We start from the raw sequence: 15,276 nt of genomic DNA on the forward strand, positions 1-15,276 counted from the left end.
GTGTTTTCCCCAGTCTGGTGGACAGCCAACTGACAGCGGGGCGGCGCATGATAGCGGCTCAGGTCCAAGTCAGGTTCCATCCGTTCCCAAGTTCTGAGGAGACACCAACAATGCGTCGCGATACCTTTTTGAAGTCCCTGGCCGCACTGGCCGCTGCCGGTGCCTTGCCGCTGTCGGCGCGCGCTGCCGCCAACGTCAAGATGATGATCCCCGCCAACCCGGGCGGCGGCTGGGACACCACGGGCCGTGCACTGGGCAAGGCCCTGACCGACGCCAAGGTGGCCGACACCGTCACCTACGACAACAAGGGCGGTGCCGCCGGCGCATTGGGCCTGGCCCAGTTCGTGAACGGCTCCAAGGGCGACGCCAACGCACTCATGGTGATGGGCTCGGTCATGCTGGGCGGCATCATCACCGGCAAGCCGCCCGTGAAGCTCGAACAGGCCACGCCCATCGCGCGCCTGACCACCGAATACAACGTGTTCGTGCTGCCCGCCAACTCGCCTTTCAAGACCATGAAGGACGTGGTCGACCAGCTCAAGAAGGACCCGGGCAGCGTCAAGTGGGGCGGCGGTTCGCGCGGTTCCACCGAGCACATCGCCGCGGCCATGATCGCGCAGAAGGTCGGTGCCGACCCGTCCAAGATCAACTACGTGGCCTTCCGCGGAGGCGGTGAAGCCACTGCCGCCATCCTGGGCGGCAACGTCACCATCGGCGGCAGCGGCTACAGCGAATTCGCCGAGTACATCGCCGCCGGCAAGATGAAACCCATTGCTGTCACCTCCGCCCAGCGCCTGCCGGGCATCAACGTGCCGACCCTGAAGGAACAGGGCATCGATGTCGAGATCGGCAACTGGCGCGGCGTGTACGGTGCCCCCGGCATCTCGGCCGAGCAGCGCAAGGCACTGACCGACATGGTGCTGGCCGCCATGAAGAGCCCGTCGTGGGCCGAGTCGCTCAAGAAGAACGACTGGACCTCGGCCGTGCTGTCGGGCGAAGCCTTCGCCAAGTTCGTGGACGACGACTTCGCCAGCCTGCGCGCCATCATGACCAAGTCCGGCATGGTGTAAGCGCGCCAGCGCCTGCCTGCCCGCTCAACGGCGCGCTGTCCTCGCAAGAGACGACAGCGTGCCGTTTTCAAATCCAGCACCACATTCCGGGAGCAAAAAATGACAACTCCAGATCCCTCGGTCTCGTCGTCTGACGGGGCCGCGCAAGCCGCGGCCGTATGGCCTCAAACCCTGGTCGGCGCCGGCGTGCTGCTGACCGGCCTGGCGCTGGCCTTCGGCGCCATCGGCATTTCTTCCGAAGCCGGCTACGGCGGCGTCGGCCCCAACTTCCTGCCCTGGCTGGTGTCGGTGGTGCTCGTGCTGTGCGGCGCGTGGATTCTGTGGGAGGCACGCACCGGGGGCTTTCGCGAACTCGACGCGCCCACCGGTGCCGACCGCGCCTACTGGCCCGGCTTCATCTGGGTCTCGGCGGGCCTGCTGCTCAACGCTGCGCTCATCACGACGCTCGGCTTCATCCTCAGCTGCACGCTGTGCTACGTGCTGGCCGTGCAGGGCTTGCGCCGCGCGAGCGGGCAGGCCGGCGTGAACGCGCCGCGCACCTGGCTCACCGACTTCATTGCGGGCGCACTCATCTCCGCGCCGGTGTTCTGGATGTTCACCCAATTCCTGGCGATCAACCTGCCGGGCCTGACTTCTTCCGGGTGGTTCTGACATGGAAATCTTCAACGCACTCATGGCGGGTTTCGCCACGGCGATCACCCCGATCAATCTGCTCTGGTGCCTGGTCGGCTGTGCCCTGGGCACCGCCGTGGGCGTGCTGCCTGGCATCGGCCCGGCGGTGGCGGTGGCGATGCTGCTGCCCATCACCGGCAAGGTCGACATCACGGCCTCGATGATCTTCTTCTCGGGCATCTACTACGGCGCCATGTACGGCGGCTCGACCACGTCCATCCTGCTGAACACGCCCGGCGAAACCGCCAGCATGGTGACAGCGATGGAGGGCAACAAGATGGCCAAGAGCGGAAGGGCTGGCGCAGCGCTTGCCACTGCCGCCATCGGCTCCTTCGTGGCCGGCACCATCGCCACCGTCATCGTCACGCTGTTCGCGCCCTTCGTGGCCGAGTTCGCGGTCAAGCTCGGCCCGCCCGAGTACTTCCTGTTGATGCTGCTGGCCTTCACCACGGTGAGCGCGGTGCTCGGCAAGAGCACGCTGCGCGGCATGACGGCGCTGTTCGTCGGCCTGGCCGCCGGCTGCGTGGGCCTGGACCAGATCTCGGGCCAGGGCCGCTACACGGGCGGCGTGCCCGAGCTGCTCGACGGCATCGAGATCGTGCTGGTCGCGGTCGGCCTGTTCGCCGTGGCCGAAGTGCTCTATGCCGTGCTGTACGAAGGCAAGGTCGTCGAAGGCCAGAACAAGCTCAGCCGCGTGCACATGACCAAGCGCGACTGGAAGCGTTCCATTCCGGCCTGGCTGCGCGGCACCGCCATCGGCACGCCTTTCGGCTGCATTCCGGCCGGCGGCACCGAGATTCCGACCTTCCTGAGCTATGCGATGGAAAAGAAGCTCGCCAAGGACAAGGACGCCAAGGCCGAGTTCGGCACCAAGGGCGCCATCGAAGGCGTGGCCGGCCCCGAGGCCGCCAACAACGCCACGGTGACGGCCGCGCTGATTCCACTGCTCACGCTGGGCATTCCCACGTCGAACACCACCGCCATCCTGCTGGGCGCATTCCAGAACTACGGCATCCAGCCGGGCCCGCAGCTGTTCACCACCTCGGCCGCGCTGGTGTGGGCGCTGATCGCCTCGCTCTACATCGGCAACGTCATGCTGCTGGTGCTGAACCTGCCGATGGTCGGCCTGTGGGTCAAGCTGCTGAAGATTCCGAAGCCCCAGCTCTACGCCGGCATCCTGATCTTCGCGACGGTCGGTGCCTACGGCATGCGCCAGAGCGCGTTCGACCTGTTCCTGCTCTACGGCATCGGCCTGCTGGGCGTGGTGATGCGGCGCTACGACTTCCCGACCGCCCCCGTGGTGGTCGGCATGATCCTCGGCCCGCTGGCCGAAGCGCAACTGCGCAACGCCATGTCGATCGGCGAGGGCAGTGCGGCCGTGTTCTTCCAGCGTCCGATGTCGATCACCCTGGTGGTCATCGTGGTCGCCGTGCTGGTGCTGCCGCGCCTGGCCAAGCGCATGAGCGAGCGCAAGCTGAAGCGATTGGCACAACTGGACGCCTGACGCGACCGGCTTTCTTTTTCGGTTCACATGCCGCGGGCGATTGGCGCCCGCGGCATTTTTTTGAATGCGCCTGCGGCGCCAAGGGGCTTGACTGCGCAGTCATCACCGCGTCGCCGCAGGTCCCCAGAATGGCGGCTTCGTTCGGGGTACCGCTTGCATCGCCCGCATTCCATGCCCGGTACGGCAGGGGTGTGACGAGGTATTCCCATGAAGAGTCCACAGACTCTGGCCTGGCTGCTGCTCGCGGCCAGCGTGGCGGCGGAAGTCGCCGGCACCATCGCCCTTCGCCATGCCGAAGGTTTCACCCGCCTGTTGCCCTCGCTGCTCACCGCCGCCTGCTATGCCGGCGCGATCTGGCTCATGTCGCTCGCGGTGCGCGTACTGGATGTGGGGCTGGGCTACGCGGTCTGGGCCGGTGCCGGCACCGCGCTGATCGCGGTCGCCGGCATGGTCTGGTTCGGTGAAGCGGTCACGCTGACGCGCGTGGTCGGCCTGCTGGCCATCGTGGCAGGCGTGGTGGTGCTGAACATCGAGGCGCGGTAGCGGGGGCACCGCTGCCTGCGCTCGGAGGTCTCAGCGCTGCGGCGCCTCGACCAAATCGTCGTCGATGTGCGGATCGGCCGGCTGCCCGCGCAGCTTGCGCACCGTGCGCCGTATCCAGTGCTCGATGTCGTCCACGTAGGTGAACACCGCCGGCACCACCAGCAGGCTCAGCACCGTCGAGGTGATGAGCCCGCCGATCACCGCCATCGCCATCGGCGAGCGGAAGCTCGAGTCGGCGGCCCCGAAGCCCACGGCAATGGGCAGCATGCCGGCGCCCATGGCGAGCGTGGTCATGATGATGGGCCGGGCGCGCTTGTGGCAGGCGTCGCGCAGCGCGTCCCAGCGGCTCATGCCGTGGTCGCGGCGCGCCACGATGGCGTACTCCACCAGAAGAATGGAGTTCTTCGTGGCGATGCCCATCAGCATGATCAGGCCGATCAGCGACGGCATCGACAGCGCCTTCTGCCCGATCAAGAGGCCCACGAAGGCGCCGCCCAGCGCGAGCGGCAGCGCGCACAGGATGGTCACCGGGTGCAGGAAGTCCTTGAACAGCAGCACCAGCACGATGTAGATGCACAGCACACCGGTGAGCATGGCCAGGCCGAAGCTGGCGAACAGCTCGGTCATCACTTCGGCGTCGCCCACCTCGGCGATGCGCACGCCCGGCGGCAGCTTCTGGATCGAGGGCAGGGCCTCGACGGCGGTCTTGGCGTCGCCCAGGCCCACGCCCGACAGTTCGATCTCGAAGTTGACGTTGCGCGAACGATCGTAGCGGTCGATGACGGCCGGGCCGCCTTCCATCGTGAGCGAGGCCACCTGGCTCAGCATGACGGGGCCGCGCGCGCCCGGCACCGACAGGCGACCGATGAGGTCGAGGTCTTGTCGCGCCGAGTCTTCGAGCTTCACCACGATCGGCACCTGCCGCTGCGCGAGGTTGAGCTTGGCCAGCGCCTGGTCGTAGTCGCCCAGCGTGGCCACGCGCAAGGTCTCGGCGATGGCCGAGCTGGTCACGCCCAGGTCGGCGGCGCGCGCGAAGTCGGGGCGCACGGCGATCTCGGGGCGGATCAGGCTCGCGGTCGAGGTGATGTTGCCCAGGCCGGGAATGGTGCGCAGGTCTTTCTCGACCGCGCTCGCGGCGGCCGACAGCGCGACCGGGTCTTCGCCCGTGAGCACCAGGATGTACTTCTCGCCCGAGCCGCCCAGGCCCACGGTGCTGCGCACGCCGGGCAGCGTTTCGAGCGCGGTGCGGATCTCTTTCTCGATCACCTGCTTGCGCGGCCGGTCGCCGCGCGGGTCGAGCTGGATCGTCAGCGTGGCCTTGCGCGTCTCGGGCGTGCCGAAGTTCGCGAACGGGTCGCCGCCCGCGCTGCCGCCCGCCACCGTGGTGTAGACGCTCTTCACGTGGTTGATCTTCATCACGCGGCGGCGCGTTTCCTCGGCCGCGGCCGTGGTCTGCGCCAGCGTGGAGCCCGGCGGCAGCGACAGGTAGACCTGCGTCTGCGAGTTGTCGTCGGCCGGGATGAAGCCGGTCTTGAGCAGCGGGATCATCGCCAGCGAGCCGAAGAAGAAGAGGGTGGCCATCACCATCGTCTTGAAACGGTTGTGCGTGCTCCACGTCACGGCGCGCATGTACCAGCGCAGCCAGCCCGGTTCCTTCTCGGCACCGACGATGGGCTTGAGGATGTAGGCCGCCATCATCGGCGTGAGCACCCGCGCGACCACCAGCGAGGCGAACACCGCGAGCGACGCGGTCCAGCCGAACTGCTTGAAGAACTTGCCGGCCACGCCGCTCATGAAGGCCGTGGGCAGGAACACCGCGATCAGCGTGAAGGTGGTGGCGATCACGGCCAGGCCGATTTCGTCCGCCGCTTCCATGGCCGCCTGGTAGGGCGACTTGCCCATGCGCAGGTGGCGCACGATGTTCTCGACCTCCACGATGGCGTCGTCGACCAATATGCCGACCACCAGCGAGAGCGCGAGCAGCGAGATCACGTTGACCGAGAAGCCCAGCAGGTACATGCCGACGAAGGCCGGAATCACCGACATCGGCAGTGCCACCGCCGAGACGAAGGTGGCACGCCAGTCGCGCAGGAACAGCCACACCACGATCACCGCGAGGATGGCGCCCTCGTACAGCAGGTGCAGCGAGCCGTTGTATTCCTCTTCCACCGGGTCGACGAAATTGAAGGCTTCGGTCAACTCCAGGTCGGGCCGCTGCGCGCGCATGTCGGCCAGCGCTTTCTGGATGGCGTGGCCCACTTCGACCTCGCTGGCGCCGCGGCTGCGGGCCACCTCGAAGCCCACCACGGGCTTGCCGTTGAGCAGCGCGGCGGCGCGCGGCTCGGCGATGGTGTCGCTGATGCGTGCCACCTGGTCCAGGCGAATGCGGCGGCCGTCGCTCAGTGCGATCTGCATGTCGGCGAGCTGGTCGGCCGACTGCACGGTGGCCATGGTGCGCACCGGCTGTTCGCTGCCGCCCAGGTCGATGCGCCCGCCCGCGCTTTCGGTCTGCACCTGGCGCAGCTGGCGCGAGATGTCGGCCGCCGAGGCGCCCAGCGCCTGCAGCTTGCTCGGGTCGAGGTCGATGTGCACCTGGCGCGTGACGCCGCCCACGCGGCTCACCGCGCCCACGCCGGGCAGCGCGAGCAGCTTCTTGGTGACGTCGTTGTCGACGAACCAGCTCAGCGCCTCGTTGTCCATGCGCGACGAGGCGATGGTGAAGGCCAGCACCGGCTGGGCCGCGAAGTCGAGCTTGGTGACGACCGGGTCGCGCACGTCGGCGGGCAGGTCGGCACGCACCTTCTGCACGGCCGAGCGCACGTCGTCCACGGCCTCCTGCACGGGCTTCTCGAGGCGGAACTCGACGATCAGCGTCGCGGCACCGTCCTGCACCTTGGTCGTGATGTGCTTCAGGCCCTGGATGGTGGCGATGGAGTTCTCGAGCTTGCGCGCGACGTCGGTTTCGAGCTGCGAGGGCGCGGCGCCGGGCAGCGAGACCGAGACCGTGACGGTCGGCAGGTCGATGTCCGGGAAGTTCTGCACCTTCATGGCGTTGAACGACAGCAGCCCCCCGAAGGTGAGCAGCACGAACAGCATCACCGCCGGAATGGGGTTGCGTATGGACCAGGCGGAAACGTTCATGGCGTGTCCTTTGTGCTTGCTTATTTAGGCGAAGGCGCGGATGCCGCTGCCTTCGCCGGGGTGGCGGACGCAGGCGTCGCCGCGGGCGTAGCGTCCACCACGCGCACCAGGTCGCCGTCGTTGAGGAAGCCCGCGCCCTGCACCACGATCTGCACGCCCTCGGGCAGTGCGTTGGTGATTTCGACGCGGTCCTTCAGGCGGCGGCCGGTCTGCACCTTGAGCTGCGCCACGCGGCCGTCGGGCAGCAGCGTGAAGACGTTGTTGAAGCCGTCGCGTGGCACGATCGCGCTTTGCGGCACGGTCGGCGCGGAACTGCGGCCGAGTTCGAAGTCGCCGCGCGCGAACATGCCGGCCTTCACGCCGGTGTTCTGCTGCACGTTGGGCAGGTCGACGTAGACCAGCGCCGCGCGCGTCTGCGGATCGACCGTGGGCGCGATGCTGCGCACCGTGCCCTTCACCTGCGCGCCGCTGGCGCTGACCACGAAGGCCGGCGTGCCCACGGCGATGCGGCCCAGCTCGGCCGAGGTGACTTCGGCGCGCCATTCGAGCCGGCCCTGGCGGATCAGGCGGAACAGTTCGGTGCCGGCGCTCACCACGCTGCCGACCGTGGCAGTGCGCGCGGAGATCACGCCGTCGTCCGGTGCCAGCACCTGCGTGTTGCGACCGCGCACCTGTTGTGCGGCCAGCACGGCCTCGGCCGCTTCGGCGCGCGCCTTGGCGGTCTGCTCGGTGGTCTGGTACTGGTTGATCTGCTGCTGGCTCAGCGCGCCCGTGGCCTGCAGCGTGCGGGCGCGCGCGGCGTTGCCGGCGGCGTCGGCGGCCGAGGCGCGGGCTTCGGCCAGCGAGGCGCGCGCCTGCGCGATGTCGGCCTGCACCGTCTCGGGCGAGAACACCGCGAGCACCTGGCCCTTCTTCACGGTGTCGCCCACGTTGACGCGCACCTCGGCCAGCTTCAGGCCGTTCGATTCGGAGCCGACCACGGCCTCCTGCCAGGCCGCCACGTTGCCGTTGGCGGCCAGCGTGACGGTCAGCTCGGTGGCCTCGGGCTTGGCGACCGAAACGGTCAGCGCCGGACGCTGCGCGGGGCCCTTGGCGGCGGGCGCGGCCTTGTGGTCGCCGTCCGGCTTGCGGGTGAGCCACAGGCCTGCGGCGACAACGACGACGAGCGCCAGCAGCGCGAGGACAAGGGTGGAACGCTTCATTGTTTTCATGGCGACGTCGCGACCTTGGCGGCCGGGGTGGTGGTCATTGGGGACGATGCTTCGGCGGGGCGGCTCCAGCCGCCGCCCATCGAGCGGTACAGGGAGACCCAGGCTTCGGTGCTCTCGCGCTGCAGCGAGACGCGCGCGGTCTGCGCGGCGAACAGCGTGCGCCGCGAATCTTCGAGTTCGAACAGGCTGGCCAGGCCGCTGCTGTAGCGGGCCTGGGTGGCGTCGAACGAGGCCTGGTAGTTCTTCACCGCGCTGTCGGCGTCGGTGCTGCGCGCGGTGGTGGCGTCGAGGTTCACCAGGGCTTCCTCGACCTCGCGCACCGCCTGGCGCACGTTGGCGCGGTAGAGCGACACGGCCTCGGCGTAGCGCGCCTTGGCGGCCTCGGTGTTGGCCGCGCGCGCACCGCCGTCGAGCAGCGGCACGGTGAGCGACAGCGGCCCGACCGTCCAGGTGTCGAGCGATTCGCGAAAGCCGCTGGTGCGGATCTGCATGCGGCCGATCGAGCCCGAGAGCGTGAGCTTGGGGTAGCGCTCGGCCTCGGCCGAGCCCACCTCGGCGCTGGCCGCGGCCACGCCGAGCTCGGCCGCGTACACGTCGGGCCGCTGCGAGAGCGCCTGCGCCGGCACACTGGCGATGGCGCCGACCACCGGCAGCGCACGCTGCGTGGGCGAGGCCGCGAGCTTCTGTGCGAGCGTGGGCTCGTCGAGCCCGCTGAGCGCCACCAGCGCCTTGCGCTGCACCGCGCACAGGGCGCGCTGTTGCGTGAGGCGGCCTGAGGCGTCGGAAGCGCTGGCACGCGCCAGCGCGGCGTCGGCCGGCGCGGTGAAGCCGGCGCGCGCCGACAGGTCGGTGAGCCGCGCCGTTTCGCCGCGCGACTTCGCATCGGACTCGGACACGTTCAACTGCTGCTGGCAGGCGCGCTCGGCGAAATAGGCGTTGGCCGTCTCGGCCGCCACGGCGACGCGGGCGTCGTGCCACTTGGCGGTGGCGCTGTCCAGCTTCTGCTGGGCCGCGTCGCGGTCGGCGCGCAGGCGGCCGAACAGGTCGATCTCCCACTTCGACTGCAGGCCGGCCTGCAGCGTGGTGACGGGCGCGGTGGAGGCGCTGCTGCTGCTCGAAGAGCCGCCCGCGCCGAACGACGAGCCCGAGACGCCCCGGCTGGCCGACGCCGTGCCGTCCAGGCTGGGCAGCAGCGCCGCGCCGGCCTGCACGCGCGTGGAACGCGCCTCGGCCACGCGCGCTGCGGCGCTCGCGAGGGTGGGGCTGGCGGTTTCGGCGGCGGCGATCAGCTCGACCAGCAGCGGGTCGTCCAGCTGGCGCCACCACTCGGCCAGCGCGGCCAGCGAGCCGCCGTGGGGCAGGGGCGCGTGCCACTGCGCGGGGAAGGGCGCCTGCACCGAGGCGGGCGGGCGCGTGAGGCCGCAGCCGGCAAGGCCGAGGCCCAGCGGCAGGCTCAGAACAAGGGCAATCCGTCGGAGTCGTCTCATGGCTTCTTTCTCTGCTCGGCGGCCACCTGGCGGCGGCGTGCGGTTTCGGCCTGGACCAGCGCCATCGCGTAGCCCGTGAGCCGGTCGGCCCAGGTGTCGATGGCGCGCGGCGTGCGCAGCAGCGACGGGCGCAGGGCCTCGATGAAATCCTGGCTCACGTACAGCTGCATCGACAGCCCCGTGATCGCGAAGGTCAGGCGGTGGATGTCGTCGTCGGCGCGCTCCACCTGCAGGTGGCGGCACAGCAGCTCGACGATGGCACGGTGCGGGCCCTTGATGTCGCGTTCCAGTTCCTTGGCCCACTGGCTGGTGGGCTCCAGCATCTCGCGCATGTGCAGCTGGATGCACTGGCGCACGATCTCGCCCTGCTTGAGCGGATCGATCATGGTCGCCATGCAGATGCGCAGCGTGTCCTCGAGCGACTGGCCGGGCACGTTGCAGGCGGCCACCAGGTCGTTCGAATCGCTGCCCATCGGTTCGTTGAAGGTGGCGCCGTACAGCCCCTCCTTGTCGCCGAAGTAGTAGCTGATGGCCGACACGTTCACCCCCGCCTCGCGCGCGATCTCGCGGATCGAGGTCTTGGCGAAACCGTTCTGGGCGAACAGCCGCAGCGCGGTGTGCAGCAGGCGGTGGCGCGCCTCGGCGCCGTCGCTGCGGGGGGCGCGGCGCGGCGAGGGCACGGGCGTTGGCGTTGGCGTGGGGGTGAGAGGGTCCCTGGCGTTCATCGGCGCGATTAGAGCATGATTGAAATCAAACGATTGATTTACTTAAGGCTTGCTGAAGGCTTTTGTTTTTGGTTGCATCTGGGCCTGCGCGAGGCCGGGGCGGGGGCCGCACACAGTACGATCCGCGCATGTCCGTCGCCCCCTTTGCCGCCGCACCGCCGCCCGCCTTGCCCCTGGACGCCGAAGGCATCCTCGCGCTGGCCGCGCGCTCGATGTTTCATCTGTTTTCGAGCATCAGCCAGGGCATGTTCCTGGTCGACCGCAGCGGGCGCATCGTCTGGGTGAACGAGGGCTACCGCCGCTTCCTGCCGGCGCTGGGCTTTTCGTCCATCGACGAGTTCATGGGCCACATGGTCGAGGACGTGATTCCGAACACCATGATGCGCCGCGTGCTCGAAACCGGCGAGCCGATCCTCATCGACCTGCTGACCAACAAGGCGGGCACCTTCGTGGTCAGCCGCATCCCGCTGCGCGAGGAGCGCGAAGACGGGGAGGGCCTGGGCAAGGTCATCGGCGCCATCGGCATCGTGCTGTTCGACCAGCCCGAGACCACGCTGCAGCCGCTCATCAGCAAGTTCGCGCTGCTGCAGCGCGACCTCGACGACGCGCGCCGCGAGCTGGCCAGCCAGCGCAACAACCCGCTGTACCAGCACGCACCCGACGGCCAGCGCCGTTCCAAGTACACCTTCGCGAGCTTCATCGGCAGCAGCCCGGCGGCCGTGGAGGTGAAGCGCCATGCACGCCGCGCCGCGCAGTCCACCAGCCCGGTGCTGCTGCTGGGCGAGACCGGCACCGGCAAGGAGCTGCTGGCGCATGCGATCCATGCGTCGTCCACGCGCGCCAAGGGCCAGTTCGTCAGCGTCAACATCGCGGCCGTGCCCGACACGTTGCTCGAGGCCGAGTTCTTCGGCTTCGCGCCCGGCGCCTTCACCGGCGCCGACAAGCGCGGACGCGAAGGCAAGTTCAAGCTGGCCGACGGCGGCAGCCTGTTCCTCGACGAAATCGGCGACATGCCGCTGGGCCTGCAGGCCAAGCTGCTGCGCGCGCTGCAGGAAGGCGAGATCGAACCGCTGGGCTCCAACAAGCTGATTCCCTTCGACGCCCGCGTGATCGCCGCCACCTCGCGCGACCTGCCCGAGCTGGTGCGCCGCGGCCTGTTCCGCGAAGACCTGTACTACCGCCTCAACGTGCTGCCGCTGCGCGTGCCGCCGCTGCGCGAGCGACGCAGCGACATCCCGGCGCTGGTCGAGGCGCTGGGCGAGGACATGGCGCTGCGCAGCGGCGAGGCCCCGCCCGAACTCACGCCCGACGCGCTCGCGCTGCTGGCTGGCCAGCACTGGCGCGGCAACATCCGCGAGCTGCGCAACGTGCTGGAGCAGGTGACGATGCGCAGCGACTCGCAGCGCATCGACGCGGCGCAGCTCGAACGCATCCTGCGCGAGGCCGGGCTGGAGCAGATCGAGGCGCCCGACACCTCGCACAGCCTGCGCGACGTCGACCAGGAAGCCGCGCTGCTGCGCCCGCTGTCGCAGCAGGTGGCCGAGCTGGAGCGCAAGGCCATCGCCGCCGCGCTCGAAAGCACCGGCGGCAACAAGCTCGCGACCTCGCGGCTGCTGGGCATCTCGCGCGCCACGTTGTACGAGCGCATGACGGGGATGGGCCTGTCATGAGCGTGAAGGCACTGCGCTCCACCTTCGGCCCGAACTGCCATTGGTGCGGACTGCCGATGGACTTCGACGAGCCGCACGGACGGCCCGAGTCGGCCACCATCGAACACCTGCTCGACGCCACGCTGGGCGGCGTGCGCCAGCAGAAGCACCGGCGCCTAGCGCACGCGGTGTGCAACCACACGCGCAACGAGCTGCGGATGCGGGCCGAGCGCGAGTTCGAAAGCTGGCTCGCGGCGCGCCGCGACTCTGCTGGGAAACCCTGACTGATCAGCAGACAGTTGTCTGAAATAAAGACAACTCAAATGCACTGAAATCAGGCGAAACCGGTTGCGCCCGAATGAGGAAGCCTTTGTTATCAATGGCTTAGGCGGGTGGCACGAACTGTGCAATATTCAGTCACCTTTATCAGGAGACAAGACATGCACCGTCGCCACCTCATCGCCCTGGCCGCCCTCGGCGCCACCGTTGCCACCATGCCCGCCTGGGCCCAATCGAACGAGATCCGCATCGCCCACGTCTACAGCAAGACCGGCGCGCTGGAGGCCTACGGCAAGCAGACGCAGACCGGCCTGATGATGGGCCTGAACTACGCCACCGGCGGCACGATGATGGTCAACGGCAAGAAGCTGGTGGTCATCGAGAAGGACGACCAGGGCAAGCCCGACCTGGGCAAGTCGTTGCTGGCCGCCGCGTACTCCGACGACAAGGCCGCGCTCGCGGTCGGCCCGACCGCTTCGGGCGTGGCGCTGGCCATGCTGCCGGTGGCCGAGGAGTACAAGAAGATCCTGATCGTCGAGCCCGCTGTGGCCGACTCGATCACCGGCGACAAGTGGAACAAGTACATCTTCCGCACCGGCCGCAACTCGAGCCAGGACGCCATCTCCAACGCCGTGGCCATCGACAAGGCCGGCGTCACCGTCGCCACGCTCGCACAGGACAACGCCTTCGGCCGCGACGGCGTGAAGGCCTTCGGCGCCGCGCTGAAGAAAGCCAAGCTCGCGCACGAGGAATACCTGCCGCCCGCCACCACCGACTTCACGGCCGGTGCGCAGCGCCTGATCGACAAGCTCAAGGACCAGCCGGGCCGCAAGATCATCTGGATCGTCTGGGCCGGCGCGGGCAACCCGTTCAAGATCGTCGACCTCGACCTGAAGCGCTACGGCATCGAGATCGCGACCGGCGGCAACATCCTGCCGGCCATGGCGGCCTACAAGTCGCTGCCGGGCATGGAAGGCGCGGCCTACTACTACTTCGGCATCCCGAAGAACCCGGTGAACGAGGCGATGGTCGCGGCCCACTACAAGGAATTCAAGACGCCGCCGGACTTCTTCACGGCCGGCGGTTTCTCGGCCGCGATGGCGGTGGTGACGGCGCTGAAGAAGACCAACGGCGACACCGGCACCAACAAGCTCATCAGCACGATGGAAGGCATGAGCTTCGACACGCCCAAGGGCAAGATGACCTTCCGCAAGGAAGACCACCAGGCGATGCAGTCGATGTACCACTTCAAGATCAAGGCCGACCCCGCCTTCGCGTGGGGCGTGCCGGAGCTGGTGCACGAGATCAAGCCGGAAGAGATGGACATCCCGATCAAAAACAAGCGCTGAACACGGCGCTGATCGCCCCCTGAACCCGCGGCGCGCATGCAGGCGCCGCCCCCTTTTCGCCCCGGATGGCCGCCGGGCGAAGCGCCAGCCTGCGTCCGCGCCAGCTGTCGTGTGCCACGGTCAATTCGTCAGTCTGCAAGCAAGCGTTCGATCAAACACAACAGAAGGAGACAGCGATGCCAGCGATGCGATGGAACAACTGGAGGGGGTTTGCCGCAGCAGCGGTGATCACGGCGGCGGCGCAGGCCGCCACGGCGGCCGTGCCGCTGCCGGCACTGGGCGCCAACCCGGCGGAGGTGAGCGTGTCCGGCCTGTCGGCCGGCGGCTTCATGGCGGTGCAGCTGCACGTGGCCTACTCGGCCACCTTCAAGCGCGGCGCGGGCGTGGTCGCCGGCGGTCCGTACTACTGCGCCGAAGGCTCGGTGGTCAATGCCACCGGGCGCTGCATGACGCACAGCACCAGCATCCCGGTCTCCACGCTCGTGAGCACCACCAACAGCTGGGCCGCCAGCGGTGCGATCGACCCGGTGTCGAACCTCAGCAACTCCAAGGTCTACCTGTTCTCGGGCACCTCGGACAACACCGTCAAGCAGCCGGTGATGGACGACCTGAAGACGTATTACCAGAGCTTCGTGCCGGCCGCCAACACGGTCTACAAGAACAACCTCGGCGCGGGCCACGCGATGGTCACCGACGACTACGGCGGCGCCTGCAGCACCACGGCCGCGCCGTACATCAACAACTGCGGCTTCGACCTCGCGGGCGAGATCCTCACGCAGCTGTACGGCCCGCTGAACCCGCGCAACAACGGCGCGCTGGGCGGCACCTTCACCGAGTTCAACCAGTCGGAGTTCGTCTCCGGCCACGGCGTGGCCGCCACCGGCTGGCTCTACGTGCCGCAGGCCTGCACCACCACCTCGTGCCGCGTGCACCTGGTGCTGCACGGCTGCAAGCAGAACTACACCGACGTGAGCGACCAGTACGTCAAGAAGACGGGCTACAACCGCTGGGCCGACACCAACAACATCATCCTGATCTACCCGCAGACCAGCACGGCGGCCACCAACAGCTGCTGGGACTGGTGGGGCTACGACAGCGCCAACTACGCCAAGAAGTCGGGCCCGCAGATGGCCGCCATGAAGGCCATGATCGACCGCGTCACCGGTTCGGCCGGCGGCGGCGGGCTGCCGGCGCCCACCGGCGTGGGCACCTCGGGCGCGACCAGCAGCAGCATGGTGATCGGCTGGGCCGGCGTGTCGGGCGCCAGTGGCTACAACGTGTACCGCGGCGGCAGCAAGGTCAACGCCTCGCCGGTGGCGGGCACCAGCTACACCGACACCGGCCTGGCCGCGTCGACCACCTACAGCTGGACCGTGGCCGCCCTGAACGCGAGCAACGTCGAAGGCGCGATGTCGGCGGCCGCCACGGGCGCGACCACGGCGGGCCCGGGCGGCGGCGGAACCTGCTACACCGCGAGCAACTACACCCACACCATCGCCGGACGCGCCTATGCGCTGTGGGGCCTGACCTATGCCAACGGCTCGGGCCAGTCGATGGGCCTGTGGAACATCTACGCCATGACCACGCTGAAGCAGACGGGCGCCAACTACTACGTGATCGGCACCTGTTGAGGCCGTTCACCCTGC

General features: G+C 68.7%; 12 protein-coding genes. 8 read left to right on the top strand and 4 right to left on the bottom strand.

Annotated elements, in window-relative coordinates; genetic code table 11:
- Positions 1-110 precede the first annotated feature (110 nt).
- The 4 genes from AC07OH_RS04675 to AC07OH_RS04690 all read left to right on the top strand — a co-directional run bounded on the left by AC07OH_RS04675 (position 111) and on the right by AC07OH_RS04690 (position 3,789).
- A complete protein-coding gene (locus tag AC07OH_RS04675; protein ID WP_489056997.1) occupies positions 111-1,070 on the top strand; it encodes a tripartite tricarboxylate transporter substrate binding protein in 960 nt (319 codons plus the stop codon).
- Positions 1,071-1,169: 99 nt separating this feature from the next.
- The gene (locus tag AC07OH_RS04680; protein ID WP_489056996.1) at positions 1,170-1,721 is read left to right on the top strand and encodes a tripartite tricarboxylate transporter TctB family protein; all 552 of its coding nucleotides are present in this window, start codon (positions 1,170-1,172) and stop codon (positions 1,719-1,721) included.
- A 1-nt stretch (position 1,722) separates the two neighbouring features.
- Positions 1,723-3,246: a tripartite tricarboxylate transporter permease gene (locus AC07OH_RS04685; RefSeq protein WP_489056995.1), complete on the top strand. Its 1,524-nt coding sequence runs from the start codon at positions 1,723-1,725 to the stop codon at positions 3,244-3,246.
- Positions 3,247-3,453: 207 nt separating this feature from the next.
- Positions 3,454-3,789: a DMT family transporter gene (locus AC07OH_RS04690; protein WP_369632617.1), complete on the top strand. Its 336-nt coding sequence runs from the start codon at positions 3,454-3,456 to the stop codon at positions 3,787-3,789.
- A gap of 30 nt (positions 3,790-3,819) precedes the next feature.
- Here the strand turns inward: AC07OH_RS04690 and AC07OH_RS04695 are convergent, their stop codons facing one another.
- From AC07OH_RS04695 to AC07OH_RS04710, 4 genes are read right to left on the bottom strand one after another with little or no spacing between them, the layout of a single operon-like run.
- Positions 3,820-6,930 (bottom strand): efflux RND transporter permease subunit, encoded by a 3,111-nt coding sequence (locus tag AC07OH_RS04695; RefSeq protein WP_495299781.1) that lies wholly within the window; start codon positions 6,928-6,930, stop codon positions 3,820-3,822.
- A 20-nt stretch (positions 6,931-6,950) separates the two neighbouring features.
- Positions 6,951-8,141 (bottom strand): efflux RND transporter periplasmic adaptor subunit, encoded by a 1,191-nt coding sequence (locus AC07OH_RS04700; RefSeq protein WP_495299782.1) that lies wholly within the window; start codon positions 8,139-8,141, stop codon positions 6,951-6,953.
- Positions 8,138-9,628, bottom strand: coding sequence for an efflux transporter outer membrane subunit (locus AC07OH_RS04705; protein ID WP_495299783.1), 1,491 nt, complete (start codon positions 9,626-9,628; stop codon positions 8,138-8,140). Before AC07OH_RS04705 ends, AC07OH_RS04700 begins: the two co-directional genes overlap by 4 nt.
- A complete protein-coding gene (locus AC07OH_RS04710; RefSeq protein ID WP_495299784.1) occupies positions 9,625-10,353 on the bottom strand; it encodes a TetR/AcrR family transcriptional regulator in 729 nt (242 codons plus the stop codon). Before AC07OH_RS04710 ends, AC07OH_RS04705 begins: the two co-directional genes overlap by 4 nt.
- Positions 10,354-10,481: 128 nt before the next feature.
- Between AC07OH_RS04710 and AC07OH_RS04715 the strand changes: the two genes are divergently transcribed.
- From AC07OH_RS04715 to AC07OH_RS04730, 4 genes are all read left to right on the top strand, one after another.
- Positions 10,482-12,023: a sigma-54 interaction domain-containing protein gene (locus tag AC07OH_RS04715; protein WP_489056989.1), complete on the top strand. Its 1,542-nt coding sequence runs from the start codon at positions 10,482-10,484 to the stop codon at positions 12,021-12,023.
- The gene (locus AC07OH_RS04720; protein WP_070060447.1) at positions 12,020-12,286 is read left to right on the top strand and encodes a hypothetical protein; all 267 of its coding nucleotides are present in this window, start codon (positions 12,020-12,022) and stop codon (positions 12,284-12,286) included. Before AC07OH_RS04715 ends, AC07OH_RS04720 begins: the two co-directional genes overlap by 4 nt.
- Positions 12,287-12,442: 156 nt before the next feature.
- Positions 12,443-13,630, top strand: a complete 1,188-nt coding sequence (locus AC07OH_RS04725; RefSeq protein WP_070060448.1) for a substrate-binding domain-containing protein — start codon at positions 12,443-12,445, stop codon at positions 13,628-13,630.
- A gap of 176 nt (positions 13,631-13,806) precedes the next feature.
- Positions 13,807-15,261: an extracellular catalytic domain type 2 short-chain-length polyhydroxyalkanoate depolymerase gene (locus tag AC07OH_RS04730; RefSeq protein ID WP_495299785.1), complete on the top strand. Its 1,455-nt coding sequence runs from the start codon at positions 13,807-13,809 to the stop codon at positions 15,259-15,261.
- The last annotated feature ends 15 nt before the right edge of the window (positions 15,262-15,276 follow it).

Source organism: Variovorax sp. GW821-FHT10C12, assembly GCF_059415405.1.

What these genes read in the sequence shown, in the direction of transcription:
- AC07OH_RS04725 (WP_070060448.1), top strand. Translation starts at nt 12,443, where the DNA reads ATGCACCGTCGCCACCTCATCGCCCTGGCCGCCCTCGGCGCCACCGTT.
- AC07OH_RS04720 (WP_070060447.1), top strand. Translation starts at nt 12,020, where the DNA reads ATGAGCGTGAAGGCACTGCGCTCCACCTTCGGCCCGAACTGCCATTGG.
- AC07OH_RS04715 (WP_489056989.1), top strand. Translation starts at nt 10,482, where the DNA reads ATGTCCGTCGCCCCCTTTGCCGCCGCACCGCCGCCCGCCTTGCCCCTG.
- AC07OH_RS04705 (WP_495299783.1), bottom strand. Translation starts at nt 9,628, where the DNA reads ATGAGACGACTCCGACGGATTGCCCTTGTTCTGAGCCTGCCGCTGGGC.
- AC07OH_RS04700 (WP_495299782.1), bottom strand. Translation starts at nt 8,141, where the DNA reads ATGAAAACAATGAAGCGTTCCACCCTTGTCCTCGCGCTGCTGGCGCTC.
- AC07OH_RS04695 (WP_495299781.1), bottom strand. Translation starts at nt 6,930, where the DNA reads ATGAACGTTTCCGCCTGGTCCATACGCAACCCCATTCCGGCGGTGATG.
- AC07OH_RS04675 (WP_489056997.1), top strand. Translation starts at nt 111, where the DNA reads ATGCGTCGCGATACCTTTTTGAAGTCCCTGGCCGCACTGGCCGCTGCC.
- AC07OH_RS04690 (WP_369632617.1), top strand. Translation starts at nt 3,454, where the DNA reads ATGAAGAGTCCACAGACTCTGGCCTGGCTGCTGCTCGCGGCCAGCGTG.
- AC07OH_RS04685 (WP_489056995.1), top strand. Translation starts at nt 1,723, where the DNA reads ATGGAAATCTTCAACGCACTCATGGCGGGTTTCGCCACGGCGATCACC.
- AC07OH_RS04730 (WP_495299785.1), top strand. Translation starts at nt 13,807, where the DNA reads ATGCCAGCGATGCGATGGAACAACTGGAGGGGGTTTGCCGCAGCAGCG.
- AC07OH_RS04680 (WP_489056996.1), top strand. Translation starts at nt 1,170, where the DNA reads ATGACAACTCCAGATCCCTCGGTCTCGTCGTCTGACGGGGCCGCGCAA.
- AC07OH_RS04710 (WP_495299784.1), bottom strand. Translation starts at nt 10,353, where the DNA reads ATGAACGCCAGGGACCCTCTCACCCCCACGCCAACGCCAACGCCCGTG.